General features: G+C 66.6%; 16 protein-coding genes. 8 read left to right on the forward strand and 8 right to left on the reverse strand.

The genetic code is table 11. From position 1 onward, the window contains the following. Positions 1-35: 35 nt before the first annotated feature. The 4 genes from GBRO_RS00865 to GBRO_RS00880 all read left to right on the forward strand — a co-directional run bounded on the left by GBRO_RS00865 (position 36) and on the right by GBRO_RS00880 (position 3,764). Positions 36-368, forward strand: coding sequence for an ankyrin repeat domain-containing protein (locus GBRO_RS00865; protein ID WP_083775664.1), 333 nt, complete (start codon positions 36-38; stop codon positions 366-368). Between the two features lie 88 nt (positions 369-456). Beyond that, complete coding sequence (gene serS / locus GBRO_RS00870) at positions 457-1,716, forward strand: serine--tRNA ligase (RefSeq protein ID WP_012832120.1); 1,260 nt, start codon at positions 457-459, stop codon at positions 1,714-1,716. A gap of 65 nt (positions 1,717-1,781) precedes the next feature. Next, positions 1,782-2,708 (forward strand): hypothetical protein, encoded by a 927-nt coding sequence (locus GBRO_RS00875; protein ID WP_012832121.1) that lies wholly within the window; start codon positions 1,782-1,784, stop codon positions 2,706-2,708. A 72-nt stretch (positions 2,709-2,780) separates the two neighbouring features. After that, positions 2,781-3,764 (forward strand): hypothetical protein, encoded by a 984-nt coding sequence (locus GBRO_RS00880; RefSeq protein WP_012832122.1) that lies wholly within the window; start codon positions 2,781-2,783, stop codon positions 3,762-3,764. Positions 3,765-3,842: 78 nt separating this feature from the next. On the opposite strand, the gene GBRO_RS00885 is transcribed toward GBRO_RS00880, so the two are convergent. Continuing rightward, entirely contained in the window at positions 3,843-5,096 is a 1,254-nt protein-coding gene (locus GBRO_RS00885; RefSeq protein WP_012832123.1) for an HNH endonuclease, read from the reverse strand. A gap of 131 nt (positions 5,097-5,227) precedes the next feature. Further along, positions 5,228-6,682 carry a LuxR C-terminal-related transcriptional regulator gene (locus GBRO_RS27445; RefSeq protein ID WP_169309849.1) on the reverse strand — a complete coding sequence of 485 codons (1,455 nt, stop codon included), beginning with the start codon at positions 6,680-6,682 and terminating at the stop codon, positions 5,228-5,230. Positions 6,683-6,821: 139 nt separating this feature from the next. On the opposite strand from GBRO_RS27445, the gene GBRO_RS00895 reads away from it, so the two are divergent. Continuing rightward, the gene (locus GBRO_RS00895; protein ID WP_012832125.1) at positions 6,822-7,421 is read left to right on the forward strand and encodes a hypothetical protein; all 600 of its coding nucleotides are present in this window, start codon (positions 6,822-6,824) and stop codon (positions 7,419-7,421) included. A 25-nt stretch (positions 7,422-7,446) separates the two neighbouring features. Here the strand turns inward: GBRO_RS00895 and GBRO_RS00900 are convergent, their stop codons facing one another. The 4 genes from GBRO_RS00900 to GBRO_RS00915 form a co-directional block, all read right to left on the reverse strand. Then, on the reverse strand, positions 7,447-8,838 hold the full coding sequence (locus GBRO_RS00900; RefSeq protein ID WP_083775665.1) for a lipase family protein: 1,392 nt from the start codon (positions 8,836-8,838) through the stop codon (positions 7,447-7,449). Positions 8,839-8,979: 141 nt separating this feature from the next. Then, positions 8,980-9,645, reverse strand: a complete 666-nt coding sequence (locus GBRO_RS00905; RefSeq protein ID WP_052298194.1) for a TetR/AcrR family transcriptional regulator — start codon at positions 9,643-9,645, stop codon at positions 8,980-8,982. After that, positions 9,614-11,260: an MBL fold metallo-hydrolase gene (locus tag GBRO_RS00910; RefSeq protein WP_012832128.1), complete on the reverse strand. Its 1,647-nt coding sequence runs from the start codon at positions 11,258-11,260 to the stop codon at positions 9,614-9,616. Before GBRO_RS00910 ends, GBRO_RS00905 begins: the two co-directional genes overlap by 32 nt. 685 nt (positions 11,261-11,945) lie before the next feature. Beyond that, entirely contained in the window at positions 11,946-12,854 is a 909-nt protein-coding gene (locus GBRO_RS00915; protein ID WP_012832129.1) for an NAD-dependent epimerase/dehydratase family protein, read from the reverse strand. 65 nt (positions 12,855-12,919) lie between these two features. On the opposite strand from GBRO_RS00915, the gene GBRO_RS00920 reads away from it, so the two are divergent. Genes GBRO_RS00920 through GBRO_RS00930 form a run of 3 tightly spaced genes read left to right on the forward strand, consistent with a single transcriptional unit; the run spans position 12,920 to position 15,344 of the window. Continuing rightward, entirely contained in the window at positions 12,920-13,684 is a 765-nt protein-coding gene (locus tag GBRO_RS00920; RefSeq protein ID WP_012832130.1) for a lysophospholipid acyltransferase family protein, read from the forward strand. Positions 13,685-13,707: 23 nt separating this feature from the next. Further along, on the forward strand, positions 13,708-14,514 hold the full coding sequence (locus GBRO_RS00925) for a lysophospholipid acyltransferase family protein (RefSeq protein WP_012832131.1): 807 nt from the start codon (positions 13,708-13,710) through the stop codon (positions 14,512-14,514). After that, positions 14,511-15,344, forward strand: a complete 834-nt coding sequence (locus GBRO_RS00930; RefSeq protein ID WP_012832132.1) for a Cof-type HAD-IIB family hydrolase — start codon at positions 14,511-14,513, stop codon at positions 15,342-15,344. The genes GBRO_RS00925 and GBRO_RS00930 overlap by 4 nt, the downstream gene beginning before the upstream one ends. Positions 15,345-15,540: 196 nt before the next feature. Here the strand turns inward: GBRO_RS00930 and GBRO_RS00935 are convergent, their stop codons facing one another. Continuing rightward, complete coding sequence (locus GBRO_RS00935) at positions 15,541-16,149, reverse strand: peroxidase-related enzyme (protein WP_012832133.1); 609 nt, start codon at positions 16,147-16,149, stop codon at positions 15,541-15,543. 9 nt (positions 16,150-16,158) lie between these two features. Further along, positions 16,159-16,695 (reverse strand): peroxidase-related enzyme, encoded by a 537-nt coding sequence (locus tag GBRO_RS00940; RefSeq protein ID WP_012832134.1) that lies wholly within the window; start codon positions 16,693-16,695, stop codon positions 16,159-16,161. Between the last annotated feature and the right edge of the window lie 158 nt (positions 16,696-16,853).

Below are 16,853 nucleotides of genomic sequence, written 5' to 3' on the forward strand. Positions count from 1 at the left end.
CCGACCTGACCGAGCTGGCCGGACGGCTCTTCGACATGGCCCGCACCGGAGACCGCGACACCCTGGTCGCGTATGTGGATGCCGGCGTACCGGTCAACCTGCGCAATCAGTCGGGCGACACCCTGCTCATGCTGGCCGCCTACCACGGGCATGCGGGCACCGTCGAGGCGTTGATCCAGCGTGGCGCCGACGTCGGGCTGGCCAATGACAAGGGGCAGACCCCGCTGGCCGGTGCCGTGTTCAAGGGTCACGACGACGTGGTGGCGGCCCTCGTCGCGGCGGGCGCCGATCCGCAGGCCGGCACTCCGTCGGCCGCGCAGGCGGCGACCATGTTCGGCCGGGCCGACTACACCGGGCTGTGGGGGTGAGCGCCGGCGGATGACCGCCCGGGGCGCACGGGCGGCCGACCTCGGGTGATGGCGCTGCACCCAGGTGGCTCCAGTAGGGTTTGAAGTCGTGATCGACCTCAGAATTCTTCGCGAGAATCCGGACCTCGTTCGGGCGTCGCAGCGCACCCGAGGCGAAGACCCCGGCCTGGTGGACACGCTGCTCGAGGCCGACGGCACTCGCCGGGCGGCCATCGTCGAGGCGGATGCCCTGCGATCCGAACAGAAGGCACTCGGCAAACAGGTCGGCAAAGCCCACGGGGACGAGAAGACCGCGCTGCTGGCCAAGGGCAAGGAACTCGCCGAGCAGGTCAAGGCCGCCGTCGCCCGGCAGAACGCCGCCGACGAGGCCGCCGCCACCGCCCACCGCGCCATCTCCAACATCGTCGCAGACGGTGCCCCGGCCGGTGGCGAGGACGACTACGTGGTGCTCGAGCACGTCGGCGAACCCCGCGAGATCGCCGACCCCAAAGATCATCTGGAGCTGGGTGAGGCGCTGGGTCTCATCGACATGGAACGCGGTGCCAAGGTGTCCGGCTCGCGCTTCTACTTCCTCACCGGGCAGGGTGCGCTCCTGCAGCTCGGCCTGCTCAACATGGCCGCGCAGAAGGCCGTCGCCAACGGGTTCACCCTGATGATCCCGCCGGTGCTGGTGCGCCCCGAGGTCATGGAGGGCACCGGCTTCCTGGGGGCGCACGCCGACGAGGTCTACCACCTCGACAAGGACGACGACCTGTATCTGGTGGGTACCTCCGAGGTGCCGTTGGCCGGCTATCACATGAACGAGATCGTCGACCTCAGCGACGGACCCAAGCGGTACGCGGGCTGGTCGAGTTGCTTTCGGCGTGAAGCCGGCAGCTACGGCAAGGACACTCGCGGCATCATCCGTGTGCACCAGTTCGACAAGGTCGAGGGCTTTGTCTACTGCAAACCCGAAGACGCTGACGCCGAGCACCAGCGTCTCCTGGGTTGGGAGAAGGAGATGCTGGCCGCCATCGACGTGCCCTACCGGGTGATCGACGTCGCCGGCGGTGACCTCGGGTCGTCGGCCGCCCGCAAATTCGACTGTGAGGCATGGGTTCCGACGCAGAACACCTACCGGGAGCTGACGTCGACCTCCAACTGCACCACCTATCAGGCACGTCGCCTGTCCATCCGGTATCGCGACGACTCGGGTAAGCCGCAGATCGCCGCCACACTGAACGGCACGCTGGCCACCACCCGCTGGCTCGTCGCGATCCTGGAGAACCATCAGCAGCCCGACGGTTCGGTGCGCTTGCCGGCCGAGCTCGCGAAGTTCGTCGGCACCGACGTGCTGACACCTCGATGACGTCGCGGTGGTGATCGCGTGAGTGCGCCGGTGCGCTCTGGGCCGGTGATGCGGAGGCGGTGGCGATGATCGCCGGGGTCATCGTCGCGGTGATCGGTGCGTTCGCCTTCGCCGCGGCGGCCGTGTTGCAGGCGCTCGGCGCCGAGCAGGTGGCACAGCGCGCTGCGACCCGCGAGGAACGAAAACGATCGGCCAAGGCGCATCCGTCGTTGCGATCGACGGTGGCCACGATGCTGACCGTGCCGTTCCTGATCGGATTCGTCTTCGACATCATCGGCTTCGTCGCGACCCTCGCGTCGGCCCGGATGATCCCGTTGTTCCTGTCGCAGACCATCATTTCGGCGCGGTTGGTGGCGACGGCACTGTTGGCGATGGTCGTCCTGCACATCCGCCTGACGACGCGTGACTGGATCGCCGGAGCGGTGGTGGTGGCGTCGCTGGTGCTGCTGGCGGTATCGGCCGGTCGCGAAGGCGTCGACGATCAGAGCTGGATGCACTGGGCGGTGCTGGTGGCCGGTCCGGGTCTGTTCCTGCTCGGTCTGCTGGTGATGCGAACGGTGCGGCGACACATCGCTTCGGCCACCGGACTCATCGCCGGAGCGGTGTTCGGCGTGATGGCGGTCGCGTCGCGGATCCTTGAGGGCGTCGACCCCTTCGAGCCGACCCGGCTGTTCACCGACCCGGCGTTGTACGCCCTGCTGATCAGCGGAATGGGCGGCTTCTATCTGTTCACCGTCGCTCTGCAGACGGGCTCGGTGAACGGGGCGGCGGCCGCGCTGGTGGTGGGTCAGACCGTGCTGCCGGGAGCCGTCGGGATCGCCTTCCTGGGCGACGTCACACGTGCGGGCTGGGGTCCGGTGGCCTTCGTCGCCTTCGCGGCCGCGGTGGTCGGCGGGGTGATGCTCGCGTCGTCGCAGGCGGTCACGGCCGTCGAGAAGGCCGACGTCACCAACATGCCGACCGGTTACGGGCACGGTTCGCGAGACGGCTGATCGTCGGGACCCCGGTGCCGCCAGGGGGCCGAACACCGCCTACCGCGGCGTCGACCGGTGAATACTGGCCCGATGGTCATCGGCATACTCGCCGCCGTGTTCGCCGCACTGGCATACGGCACCGCGTCGATCCTGCAGGCGCGTGCCGCGCAGAACACGCCCGTCGATCCACCGGTTGCCGAGCCCCACGCCGCCCCGTCGCCGGCGTCGACCGTCGCGGCCATGCTCAGCCTCTGGTACCTCTGTGGGCTGGCCCTCGACGGTCTCGGATTCCTCGGGAATCTTGTTGCAGCACGCGAACTCCCACTGTTCCTGGCACAGCCGATCGTGAGTGCCAATCTGGTGGTCACCGCGGTGCTCGCGGTGGTCGTCCTGCACGCCCGGCTGTCCCGGCGCGACTGGTCGGCCATCGGGGTGGTGGTCGTCTCGCTGGTGGTGCTCGGCTTCGCCTCCGGCGACGAGGGCCACGGGCACGACGATCCGTGGCTGCACTGGACGGTGCTGATCGCCGGGCTGGTCCTGCTGGGTCTCGGCGCCATCGGATTGCATCTGCTCGATCGCGGCGTGGCGGTGCTGGCCGGACTGCTCGCCGGTGTGCTGTTCGGGATACTAGCGGTGGCCGTCCGGATTCTCGACGGACTCGATCCGTGGGACCTGACCGCGCTACTCGCCGATCCCGCGCTCTACACGTTGCTGGTCTGTGGCGTCGGCGGCTTCTACATGTTCACGGTCGCACTGCAGACGGGTTCGGTGGCCGCGGCGTCGGCGTCGTTGGTCGCAGGCGAGACGGTCCTGCCCGGCGCGGTCGGCATCATGGTGCTCGGTGACGCGACGCGGGCCGGGTGGGGGCCGGTCGCGTTCATCGCTTTCACGACGGGTTTGCCGGACAGTACACCGGAGGATGCGGACGATAGGACCTCGGAAGACAGTTGCCGCGCAGCCGGATTGGTGATCTGGTTGCGCGGCAACAGCTTCCGCTGCGCCGTTTCGCACTATGGAGTTCTCAAAGGACTGATGCGGTCCCGGCTGGGCCGGGTGCTGGTTTCGTTGGTCTAGTTCATGATGCGGTGGGGTACTGACATTTTCGGGGTGTTATGGCGTTTGGGGCTCGCAGCTCAGCCGGCGTGAGGATTCTCATGCGGCGATGTCGTCTAGTCGCATGGTGCGCCGGTTGTAGGCGGGGAGGGGTCTTCTGCGGGGGTCGACGGTGGCGGGTGGGATGAGCCAGGGGTGTCGGTCGTCGCCCATGACGATGTCCCAGCCGTTGTGGTGGACGTCGGTGTGACAGGACGGACAGAGCAGGCATCCGTTGTCCAATACGGTTGTGCCGCCGTGGGAGTAGAACGTGATGTGGTGGGCGTGGGTCCAGCCGGCGGGGGCGCCGCATTTGATGCAGCACTGATCCCGCACAATCAGGGCCTTTCTGAGTTTCGGGCCAAATAGTCGGTCGTCTTGGCCGACGGCGAGGGGGACGCGGTCGCCGTTGACGATGATGTCGGTGATGGTGGAGTCGCAGGCGAGCAGGCTGGTGGTGGCCCCGGACACGGGTCCGGTGAACGAGAGGACACCGCGGCCGTCGGCGTCGGCGGGCATGGTCAGCAGGATGGATTGTTTGGGGGCACCACCGAGGAGGCCGTGGTCGGCGGCGGTCATGGCGGCGTCGAGGATGCGTTCCAAAGCATCGGAGCGGCGTCGTCCGGGTGCGCGGGTGTCTTCGGTGCCGTCGGGTTCGGGTCGGGGTGTACTGAAGGCGTCGATGAGGGTGTGCAGTTTCTCTCCGATGACGGCGTCGAGGTCACCGCGCACGATGGTGCGCCCATCCCCACCGGTTTTCGGTTCGTTGACGGTGACGGTGAAGTCGTTGATGGCACGATCCTCCGCGGCAGGCAACCCGACGTCGGAGGCGTCGGCGAGTTGATTGCCTAATGCGCGGGCGCGGTTGGTGATCTCCGACGGCGTGGCACCGGAGAAGGTGTGGGCGAGCAGATCGGTCACCATACTTTGACGCTGCTCGTCAGACAGGGGTTCCCCGTTCCGGGTGGCGATATGCGTCATCCCGCGGACCACCGCGTCGGCATGCTCGCCGGACACTGTGCCGTCGCCGGTGTGTCCGGCCAGCCGCGGCAGGAGCGCCAGGTTCCCGGCGACACGTACCAACCGTGATGCGACGGCGGGGGCACAGCCCATCACGATCAGCAACTCCCGCATGGTGCGGCCCTGTCTCTTGGCGACGCCGAGTGCGGTCAGCCGCGCGACCAGGACTGCGGCGTGGTGTTCGACCACGTTGCGCAACCGCAGCACCATCTGCAACGCGGTGTGGGCCTCGGGTCCGGTGGTGTCGTCACAGGTGTGGTTGGCCAGCTGCTCGACCAGGTGTTCGATTTCCATAACTCCACAATACTCGCATAGGCGTTCGAGTCAAGGACTATTTTTGCAGCTCAAAGGCCATGAATCGAGTGTGTATTTTGAGTGATCTCAGAGCTCAGCAGTCACACAAGTCGTCACACTGGTCACATCAGTCACGTGCCGTCGCGGAAGAAGATCGCGGCCTGCACTCGCGACTGAAGGCCCAGCTTCATCAGGATCCGCGAGACGTGTGTCTTCACCGTCGCCTCGGAGATGACGAGGGCAGCGGCGATCTCCGCATTGCTCAGCCCGTCGCTCACGCATCGCAGGACGTCGCGTTCTCGCTCGGTCAGGGCGTCGAGGGTGTCGGTGGTTGGCGTCGAAACGTGGCCCGCCTCGCGCGGCCCGAGGGCGCTGATCACCGTCTTGGTCACCTCGTGAGCGAGTACCGCATCCCCGGCCCGGACCACGAACTCCCCATCATCGGGTGCGGCGGTGAGGTGCCCGCCGACCGCCCGCGAGCGGGTGCGCATGTTGTCGATCCCGCGCCCGACGTGGCGTGCCGGAATCCTCGGTGTGGCCGCCAGTGGATTGCGGATGTCGAGGACGAGTTGGGTGTCGTGCTCGGTCACCTCGACGCGGATGGGTTGACCGGGTGCGTGCCGGACAGCGTTGTGGACCGACTCGGTGATGATGCGGTAGGCGGCGATGTCCACCAGCGGCGGTATCGCCAGCGTATCGGTGTCGCATGACGAATCCACAAGCTCTGGTGGGCACCGCAATTCGACCGTGGTGCCGGATTCGACGATGGGGTGGACCAGCCTGTCGAGCCGACGCAGGGTGGCCGTTTCGTGGGTCGGCGACACGTTTGTGGCGTCCTCGGCCAGCAGGTCGATCATCCCCCGCATCTCGCGCAGGGCGTCGACGCTGCTCTCCCGTATCGAGCGCAGCACCTTGTCGGTGAGTACCGGATTCGTCGGGTACTCCAGTGCGGCAGCGGAATGCATGGCGATCGCCGAGAGCCGTCCGGCGATGACGTCGTGGAGCTCTCGGGCGAGCCGGTGCCGCTCGTCGGCAACGGCTTCGGACCGTTCGCGTTCGGCGAGTTGCGCGAGTGCGGCGGCCCGTTCACGTTCGGCGGCAAGGGCATTGCGATGCTCGCGGACCGCGTGGCCGTAGGCGAGCGGGGAGGCGACGAAGGCGATGAGCCACAGACTCACCAGGAACAGCGGTCGCCAATCGGCGGTTCCGGTCTCGATTGCGGCGAGTGTCAGGCCACCTGCGCACACCAGCACGACGATGACGTGCAGGGTCCGCACCAGGCGTGCGCCCCCGTAGACACACGCGGCATAGACGGTGTCGGAGAACACAAGCCACACGCCGATGGACGACACCGTGACCACGTCCACCACCAGGACAACGGTCGTCGCCGTGAGGGTGAGAGCCGGGCGTGTCGATCGGGTCAACTGGAACGCCGCGGCCACGGACAGGGTGACGAGCGAGAACCACGTGGGTACACCCACGACGCTCAGACCGCCGATCTTGTTGAGACCGGCCAGATAAAGCCCGACCCCGCACAGCAGGAACAGTGCGGTCAGCCCGGCATCGTCGAGCTGCCGTCGACTCAACGGGACACGCCACATATGACCATCGTCGCATCCGCCGGCGCGACGATCATCCGACGAAAGGATGACATCCGAAGGTCGGAGAGAAGAGGTCCTTCCGGGCGATGCGCCCGCGCGGTACCGGGTTCGATACTCGCTGACTATGCAAGCAATACAGTTCGTGTCGTCGCCGACGGTACCCGTGGCGTCGGAGGATCTCACCGGGTCACCGGTCCTGTGGGTGATCCTCGGTTGCGAGATCGGCTTCTGGGTCCTGGTGATCGTCGGCCTCGGTGTGCGCTACTTGTTGCACCGGCGTGGTCTGTCGCAGGTCGTCCTGTGGTCCGTTCCGGTGCTCGATGTGGTCCTCCTGTCCGCGGTCGCGGTCGACCTGCAGTCGGGGGCCGAGGTGACCACGATCCACCGCATCGCCGGGATCTATCTGGGCGTCACGATCGCATTCGGTCACAGCATGATCCGGTGGGCGGACGTTCGGTTCGCCCACCGGTTCGCCAACGGCCCCAAGCCGTCGAAACCGCCGAAGCGAGGTATGCCCGCGCTGCGGTACGAGACGAGGACCTTCGCACAGTGGCTCCTCGCGGCCGCGATAGCAGCGGCCGCGATTCTGCTGCTCGAGGCCACCGTCGCCGACGACAGGCAGCGGGCCGCACTCGACGGGGTCTTCCCGATGCTCGGTGTGGTCACCGTGATCTGGCTGGTGACCGGGCCGGTGTGGGCGCTCTTCACGGCATCGGATGATTGACCGATCACCTAAGTGGTGGCAACCACTACGGGTGCCGCGGAATACGTCCCAGCTGTTCGCCGATCAGCAGCGCCAGATTGTTGCCCACCAGGTTCACGAACGCACGCCAGCCTGCCGGGTTGAGGGCCATCGATCCCTGGTCGGAGACAGAACATCCCTTGCGGGCCGGTTTCCCGTCCAAACGATCGCCGAGCCACACGATGGCGGGTGCGAAACCTTCGACGGCCAGCGTGATGTGTTCACTGAAGTGATCGCGGGTGTACTGGATTTGCGCGCCGGGGTCGGCGCAGTAGGTGCGTACCAAGGTGTTCACCGGGCCGACCGGGGCGATCCAGTCGGGATTCGACTGATAGATGAACATGGGGAAGTCGGGCACCGCCTTACCCATCTGCAACTGCCCCAGCACCTTTCGTGGAGTCGGGTAGTTGAGTGGGTCGCCCGGGAGGTTGATCAGCCCTTTGATGTTGACAAACGGGGCGAGTGCGGCCTGGTAGGTCAGGCAGAGTGGGTTCTTCACCGTCAGCAGTGCACGGCCGAGCGGGTTGATGTGGCGCTGCAGAAAGCGTTCCAGCTCAGGGTATTCCCGGCTGACACCGATGATCCCCGCCATGATGAGCCCGGACGCCGCGTTGTTGTTCGCGAGGTCGACCAGAGCCCGGATGTTCGCCGGGACACCGCCTTCGGCGGCGCCGACGATCGGCAGCTCGGGTGCGTAGGACTTCGCGAGCTCCGCAGCCCAGCCGGTGGCTATCGCGCCTCCCGAGTACCCCATCATGCCGATGCGTAGATCCCGCTTGAGTCCCAGCGGCGCGAAGTTCTGTGCACCGCGGATTGCGTCGAGTGTGATCCGGCCGGCAAGAGGTCCTGCGGCGAAGGCGGATTGAGGTCCCTGATGATCAGGGATGACCACGGAGTAACCAGCACCCACCAGTGAGGTGATCTGCAAGACCTCGTACTGGGAATCCACCGACCCCGAGAGCTGACCGGGGATAGAGGCCAGCTGCAGCACGTAGGACGGCGTGCAGTACAGGGCGGTCGAGTCCTCGGCCGACTGCCACGACACCAGCTTGGACGGCCCGGGTCGCGCCGGCCCGCGCGGTTTCAGCAAGGTGGCCACGGCGGGAATCGGCTCGCCGCGGGTGTTGGTGGAGCGATAGGAGATCTGCCAAGCGTTGACGTTGATCGGGATCACCGACAGTGCAGCAAGATTCACGCGCCGGGCCGCGATCAGCTCACCGGGCTTCTTGGACGCCACCACCTGTTGCGGTGGCAGGTAGAAGGACCGGTCGAACTCGGGGATCGCAGGCGGCACCGGGAACGGGAGTGCCGGCCGAACCGGAACCGCCTGCGCCGGTATCGGTTCCAAGACACCGCCGACGCTGATCAGCGTCGCAGCCACGACCAGCCAGACGATCATCCGCACCAACGGTGCACGACCACCCGATCTCGCCGGCATCGTTTTCCGCCCCATCGGCGTTCCACCCCTCCCACACTATGTGAGACGACCGTGTCTCACATTGCGGATGAAGATACACGGATGTGTGCTGGGCCACAACCGTCAGATGTGGGTGAAGGCGAGCAGGATGTCGGCGAGCACCGCGACGACCTCGGCGAGTGGTACCGGGTCGTCGGCCGAACTCCAGCGATGCACGAGACCGGTCAGCGCGCCCACGAAGGCGATGGCGAGATGACGCTGACGCTCCGACGGCTCCCGGTCGGCGAACTCGGCCATCGCGGCCACAAAGAACTCGACCCACTCCTCCCGGCCGTCGAGGCGGTGTCGCTCGACTCGGGCGCTCACGCCGACGATCTGCACAAAGGACACCTCGGCGCGACGCGGATCGTTGCCCACAGACGCCATGTACGCGGCCATGGCGGTGGTCGCGAGCTGATGCAGATCACGAGAATTGTTGTCTGCCAGCGCTTGTGCCACTGCGGTCCGGGCGTCGCCCTGGATCTCGTCGTACAGCGCGATCAGCAGGTCCTCGCGGTCGTCGAACAGCTCGTAGAACTGCCGTCGGGACAGCCCGGCCTCCCGGCAGATCGCGGTCACCGACGACGCCGCATAACCGGTGCCGGTGAATTCCGCGAGAGCGGCGTCGAGAAAGCGTCGTCGTCGCTCGGCCAGCCGGTCGCTGACCGACCGGCCGCCGTAGGTGCGTTCGGCGGCGGTCACGACACGCCACCGCGATTCACGACCCGAGCCGCTCCGCGCGAAGTTCATGTCCCTTCGACGTCAGGCAGCGTCCGGTGGGCAGATCCCATTGCCAGCCATGGAGATTGCAGGTCAGCTTCTCGCCCTCGATCACGCCGAACTTGCCGAGGTCGGCCTTGAGGTGCGGGCAGCGGCGCTGGATCTCCCAGCCATCCTTGGTGATCGACGCCGAGTCGTCATGCGCTTCGGAGAACCAGCCGTCGGCGTAGGCGATGCGCTCGTCGGTGAGGCACTTGAAGAACGTGTACAGGTACTCGTTGTACCCACCGATGCGCCACGTGGTGAACCGGGTGGACAGGAAGATGGTGTTCACCCAATCCGGCTCGTTGTCGCGCAGCACGGTGCGGACCAACTCGGTGGGGATGCGAAAACCGTAGCGGTACTTGCCTTCTCCCTCCTTCGGCTCGCGGACGATCCGATTCGGGAAGTCGATCACCACGATCTCGGTCTCCTCGGTGGTCTCCTTGCCTGAACTGTGCGGAGTCATCACCAGGCCCACCGGATAGCCGATGCCGTCGCAGATGAGATCGGAGGCCGCCATGATCGGCTCGAACAGTTCCCGGAGCTGCCCGATCAGCGGTTCGCCCTCGGCCTGTGCCCATGTCGCCTTGTCGGCGGCGATCACCGGTGCGAATTTCTCCTTCATCTGCTCCAGATATGCGCGCTTGTTCTCGCCGAAGACGTCATGCGGCGCGAACGGATGGCTGACCTCGTTGAGAGTCGAGCCGGTGAAATCGGCGACCGAACCCGACACCATCATCAGGCCGCGGTGCTTCTCGCCGTCGTCGGTGCCGTGGATACGCATCTGCTCCAGGAAGGTCTCCTGATCCGGGAAGATCGACGTCTCGTCGGCCGTCCACCGAGGAGCCGACCCGCTCGCTTCGCTCCCGGCGTCGATGGACCCGAAGTCGTTGAGCCCGAACAGATCGTCGTCGAGGAACATCGGCGGACCGGCCGACGGCACCACCCAGGTGGCGCCGACCTGCTCGATATAGGAACGTGCGCGGTCCATGCCGCGCTGACGCTTCTGCGCGGCGAAGTTCGCCTTGGACTTGCGCGGGATGTCGTAGACCATCGGGTACCAGATGGCCCCCGAGTACTGCAGCAGATGGACATCGACGCGACCGAAGGCCTCGTCGATGACGTCGAGATCGATGGGCCGGGCGTCGTTCATGTTGAAACACACCGTCTCCCCGTCGGAGACGATGAGTCCGGAGTCGCCGATCGGGCCGTCGGCGGGAGCCCGCAACGCGATGATCATCACGTCCAGCGACCCCTTGTCGCCGGTGACGGTGATCTTCTCGGAGTCGACGGTCTCCACGAACTTGGTGAATCCGAGCTTCTCCAACTCGCGCTTGAGGTCGGGCACCGGATAGTCGGGGAGCAGTACGGTGGCGTCCTTGCTGACGTTCTCGCGCAGGTTGCGCTCGTCGAAGTGATCGCGGTGCAGATGCGACACGTACAGATAGTCACATTGCCCGAGGGCCTTCCAGTCCAGCTCCGAATTGTCGGGGAACGGGACCCAGGACGCGAAGTAGGTGGGGTTGACCCACGGATCGCACAGGATGGAACCGGCTGCGGTCTGGATGTGGAAGCCGGCATGTCCGATGCTGGTGATCTGCACGTTGGGCGCCTTTCCTTCTGCTGTTCTCGCCGCGCGGGCTGGATGCGCCGGACGAGCACTCGACATACCAATCTATCGAGTCGTCCGGGGTGGCGTCGTGGGGCCAACGGACCATTTCCCGCCGTGGTGACCCTGCTCACGCAGGTGTCAGGGATGTCAGCCATTCGTCGACCGCCCCCTGGCCGCTCAAGCGGAGGATCGGTTCGCCGGCGGCGATGCGCTGTTCCATGCGTTCGCGGACCCGCGGGTACTGCGTCCCACGACCAGCGCAGGATGTTCTCCTCGGGGTCCCGGCGCAGCCAGGAACGGGGATCCTCCCGGTTGCCGTGCCATAGTTCGGTCCGTCGCACGGCACGTCCGGCCGTGCGTCCGACGACCCGCCGCATCACCACGCGGCGTGGATGGTCGGGCCAGACCACCAGGTCGGGGCCGTCGGGGGAACCGGGTTCGAGCAGTCCGGCCAGTCGGCCGGTCCAGTTGCCGTCGATGACCCAGCCGTCGGGGTTGGCCTGCAAGAACGCACGGACACGGGCGTGCGCGTCGTCGAGATTGCGGTAGGTCCAGTTCTCCTGCCAGAAGTCGGCGTCGAGTTCGAGATGGCCGACACCGAGGATCGCGGCGGCCTGCCGGGCCAGTGTCGTCTTTCCCGACCCGGACACGCCGATGACGTGGATTCGACGAACGCTCAATCGAGCACCTCGAGGGCTTCGTCGAGGGTGACAAGATCGGCCATGGTGACCGGGCCCGGCGGCGTGTTCTGCGCCGCGCGGATCGCGGCGAGAGCGGTGAGACGGCCGGTGGCCTCCGATTGACCGGTACCGCGTGCATGACGCTGCTCGCTGGTGCGGCGGTTGTGAACCAGCAGGTGCCAGTCGGCGCTGCCGAGATGCGGACTGCTCGCCATCGCACCACGCAGGGCCGGTAGACGTCCGACGAGACCGAGTGCGACGGTCATCGGTGCCGAGCTGAGGGTCAGGTAGGCGCGGATACACAGACCGTTGGTCCCGCCCACCAGAACGTGATCGGGGAAGTCGGCCCGCAGGTACCTTCGAGTCCGGCCGTCGGGCCCGGTGGCGCGCACACTCGTGGTGAGATTGCGGACCCGCCCGTCCTCGGGGGGCGCGTAAACATCAGTTCCGACGAGGTTCGCCGTCCAGTCGACGGCGGCGGGTCCGTGGTGTTCTCCGGAGCCCAGCATCACGAGCACGTCGACGTCATCGCCGGTGTCCGCGCGCAGCGATTGGACCATGACGGTACTCAGGCCGGGGATCAGGCCCGCGCCGAGTACGACGGCGTGCTCCGGCGCGACCGACCGCAGCGCGTCTAGGTAGCTTCCGGTCGCCGAGATCTCGATCAGCGGCGTGCGGCCGGTTGCCCGGGCGAGATCCACGCGCTCGACTCCGGAGGCGTTGACCACCACGTCGTGCTCCTCGGTGAGGGTGGACAGCGCGTCGAGGTCACCGCCGTGCAGGTCGATCACGGCGTCGGCTTCGGCGGTACGACCGGCCCGGGTCACGTCGTGTCCGGCGCGCAGCAGTTGATCTCGGACGACCGAGCCCACCGCACCGCGAGCGCCCAGCAACAGCGTCCTCATCGTCGGTCCTTCCTGTCGGCGGCGACCCCGGCCGAGCCTAGCCAGACACCCACTAAGCTCGACCCATGGAACCCGTCTATTCCGCCGTCATCACCACCGCCCGACTGTTGTGGCTGGCCGAGGGCCTGAAGTTCAAGGTGTCGGGTGTGGAGAACGTCCCGAAGACCGGTCCGGGCGTCGTGGCCTTCAACCACACCGGATACCTCGATTTCACCTACGCCGGCATCCCCGCCTACCTGCAGGGGCGCCGGTATGTGCGGTTCATGGCCAAGAAAGAGGTCTTCGACAACAAGTACGGTGGCCCGATCATGCGGGCCCTCAAGCACATCCCGGTGGACCGCGAGCAGGGCGGCGAGAGCTACCGCACCGCCGTCGAGTACCTCAAGCGAGGCGAATTGGTGGGCGTCTACCCGGAGGCCACGATCAGCCGCAGCTTCGAGCTGAAGGCCTTCAAGTCGGGTGCGGCGCGGATGGCGCTGGAGGCCAACGCCCCGATCATCCCGACGGTGATCTGGGGCGCGCAGCGCGTGTGGACCAAAGGCCATCCCAAACGGCTGGGCCGGTCGAACTACAAGATCATGGTCGGCGTGGCCGAGCCGCTGGAACCGATCGGCGACGCCGACGCACTCACCGCGAAGCTCCACAAGGTGATGAGCGAGAAACTCCTCGAATTGCAGGACGCCTACGGCGAGCATCCCCAGGGCGAGTTCTGGGTGCCCGCGCGGCTCGGTGGTTCGGCACCGACGCTCGAGGAGGCGAACCGGCTCGACGCGCAGGAGAAGGCGGAGCGTGCCGCCAAGCGGGCCGCGCGGGAGGACGAGGGACGGTAGCCACGGCCCGATAGTCTGAGTCCATGCAGTCCCTGACCCCAGCGAAGCGGCGGGAGCCGGTGTTCCGGGCCCTGGAGCTGATCGCCCACGGGCTCGTTCGTGCGCAGGGCCTCGACCTCACATTCACGGGCGTCCAGAACATCCCGTCGACCGGCGGCGCCGTCCTCACCATCAACCACACCGGTTACATGGACTTCCTGCCCGCCGCGCTCGGCGTCTACCGGGCGGGGCGTCGAACCCGGTTCATGATCAAGTCCGAGGTCATGGACATTGCGATCATGCGGTTCCTGGTCAACCACACCTCGACGGTGCCGGTCGACCGGTCCGAGGGCGCGCAGGCCTACACCGCCGCCGTCGACGCGCTGCGTGCCGGTGAGATCGTCGCCGTCTATCCGGAGGCCACGATCAGCCGCAGCTTCGAGCTGAAGGCCTTCAAGACCGGCGCGGTGCGGATGGCCGCCGAGGCGCGGGTACCGATCGTGCCGGCCATCGTGTGGGGCGCGCACCGCCAGTGGACCAAGACGGGCAAGCGCAACATGGGCCGCAGCAAGCTGCCGGTGTCCGTGCGGTTCGGGTTGCCGCTCGCGATCGATTCCGCCGTCGATCCGTCCGCCGAGACCGCCCGGCTGCGCGACGCCATGAGCACGATGTTGCACGAGGTGCAGGACGCCTACGGCGAACATCCGAAGGGCGAGTTCTGGGTGCCCGCCCGGCTCGGCGGATCTGCGCCCACCCCCGAGGAGGCGGCGGTCATCGAAACCGAAGAGGCGCAACGTAAAGCGGAGGAGCGAGCACGAAAAGCGTCTTCCCGCAAGGATGCTCACCGATGACCTTCGGACCGCCCACGCTCATCGCGAGTGACGTCGACGGCACGCTCATCGACGACGAGAACCGCGTCTCGCCACGCACTCTGGCGGTGCTCGGTGCCGCACGGTCGGCGAACGTCGAATTCGTCCTGGCCACCGGCCGCCCGCCGCGGTGGATCGCCGAGATCACCGACCAGTTCGACGGCACCGACGCGTACGTTCGATATGCGGTGTGCGCCAACGGCGCCATTCTCTACGACGCGCACAACGATCGCATCCTCGCCTCGTCCACCCTGTCGTCGGATGTGCTGGCTAAACTGGGCGACCTTGCCTACCAACTCATCCCGGGGTGCGGTATCGCCGCCGAACGCGTCGGACAGTCGGCGCACGACGCGGCGACCGCGCCCTTCGTGGCCAGCTCGGGCTACCAGCACGCCTGGCTCAACCCCGACCACGTGGAGGTCGGCGACGACGAGGTCTTCGCCGAACCCGCCGTCAAGCTGCTCGTCCGTTCGCCCGGGATGGCCAGCGGCGAGATGGCCGCCCGCCTCGAACCCGCTGTCGCCGACCTCGCGCAGATCACCTTTTCCACCGACAACGGCCTCATCGAACTGTCCGTCCCGGATACCCACAAGGCGTCGGGACTGGAAAAGCTTGCCGCGCTTGCGGATCTGCGTACCGACGCGGTGATCGCCTTCGGCGACATGCCCAACGACGCCGAGATGCTCACCTGGGCCGACCACGGTGTCGCGATGGGACACGCGCACGCCGCGGCGATCTCGGCGGCCGACGAGGTGACCATCGGCAACAACGAGGACGGGGTGGCGCGGGTGTTGGAGCGGTGGTTCGGCTAGGGAGTCGGGGAGCCGAAACTAGGGGAAGGAAATTCGTCCCCTAGTTTTGGCTTCCTCCTCGAGTAAGTGTTGGGGGAGATCACCAAGCCCAGGGGACGAATTTCTCTCCCCTACTTTTAGTCTGACGCTCGTGGCCTCGCTGTACTACGACAACTCCAGCGCAAGCCGATGGTTGTCCCCCGTCGCATCAGTTTCTTCAGGTGTGTGCGCCGGCGTGATCACCGTCGAAGATCTCCGGGTCCGGTAACAGCCCGAGCGCCAGCGAGATTCGGTTGGTGGCGTTGAAGACCGAGGTGATCTGCACGGTTTCGAAGATGTCGGCGTCGGAGAGACCGAAACCGCGCAGGGCATCGATCTCGGCGTCGGACACACCGCCGGGCTCGTCGGTGACGGTGAGCGCCAGCTCGATGAGTGCCTGCTCACGATCCGAGAGTTCCGGTACCTCACGGTGATCCAGGGAGATGCGGTGCGCGAGCCAGGCGTCGCCGAGGAACTCGGCGAGTTCGTGGACGTGCAGCGCATGGCAGTAGGCGCAGCCGTTCCGAACCGAGACGACGGTCGCGAGGATCTCGCGTTCACGGCGCGTCAGCGAGCTCGGCACCGCGGGATCGCCTTGCACCAGCGGGAACAGGTAGGCGTTGAGACGCTCGAAGTGTCCCTCGTCGAGGGCGAAGCCGCGCAACCAGTTCGGGATGAAGCCGGGTTGCTTCTCGGTCTGGGCGAAGACGGCGGCCACCGACGGCGACAACTCGTCGTCGGTGGGGACCCGCAGCCGGGAGATGCGCAGGGGAGTGGTCGATGTCATGGAGCGTCCTCAGTTGAAGAACTGGTCGTCGGGGGTGACCTGCAGGAAGATGCTGAAACGATTCGCCGCGGCGAACGCCGAGATTACGTGCACGGCTTCGAAGATCTCCTCGTCGCTCAGGCCCAGGTCGCGCAGTTCGTCGATGTCCGCGTCGTCGACCTCCCCGGGATGAAGCGAGAGCTTGCTGGCGAAGCGAGCCAGTATGCGATGCCTCGGCGAGAGTTCCCGTACCTCACGGAAATCGATGGCGATCCGGGTGCCGAGCTTGTTGTCCCCGAGGGCCGCGCCGAGGTGGCCCGCGTGATTGAGGCGGCAGTAGGAGCATTTGTTCTCCGCCGAGGTCACCGTGGCAAGGATCTCACGGTCGACGTAGGGCAGCAGGCCACCGTTCGGGTCCAGCAGCCCGAGGATGTAGTCGTTGAATCGCGCCGCGTGTGCACCGCCGAGACTGAACGCGCGCCCAGTTGGGGATGTAGCCGAGCTGGTTGCCGAGGGACTCCAGTTGCGCCCGCAGTTCGTCGGGCAGCTCGTCCAATTCAGGCACACGAAGGCGCGAGATCGTTGTGGCAGTAAGGGGCTCAAGGGTGTTCGTCATGATTGACCTCATGGTTGGGGCGCGAACCGCCACATGCGGATCGCGAGGATGATCCCCTCAGACGCTATTGCCCTCGGCGCACCAGACCCAGAGATGTACCTTCGGTGAT

The organism is Gordonia bronchialis DSM 43247 (assembly GCF_000024785.1).
Lineage (GTDB): Bacteria > Actinomycetota > Actinomycetes > Mycobacteriales > Mycobacteriaceae > Gordonia > Gordonia bronchialis.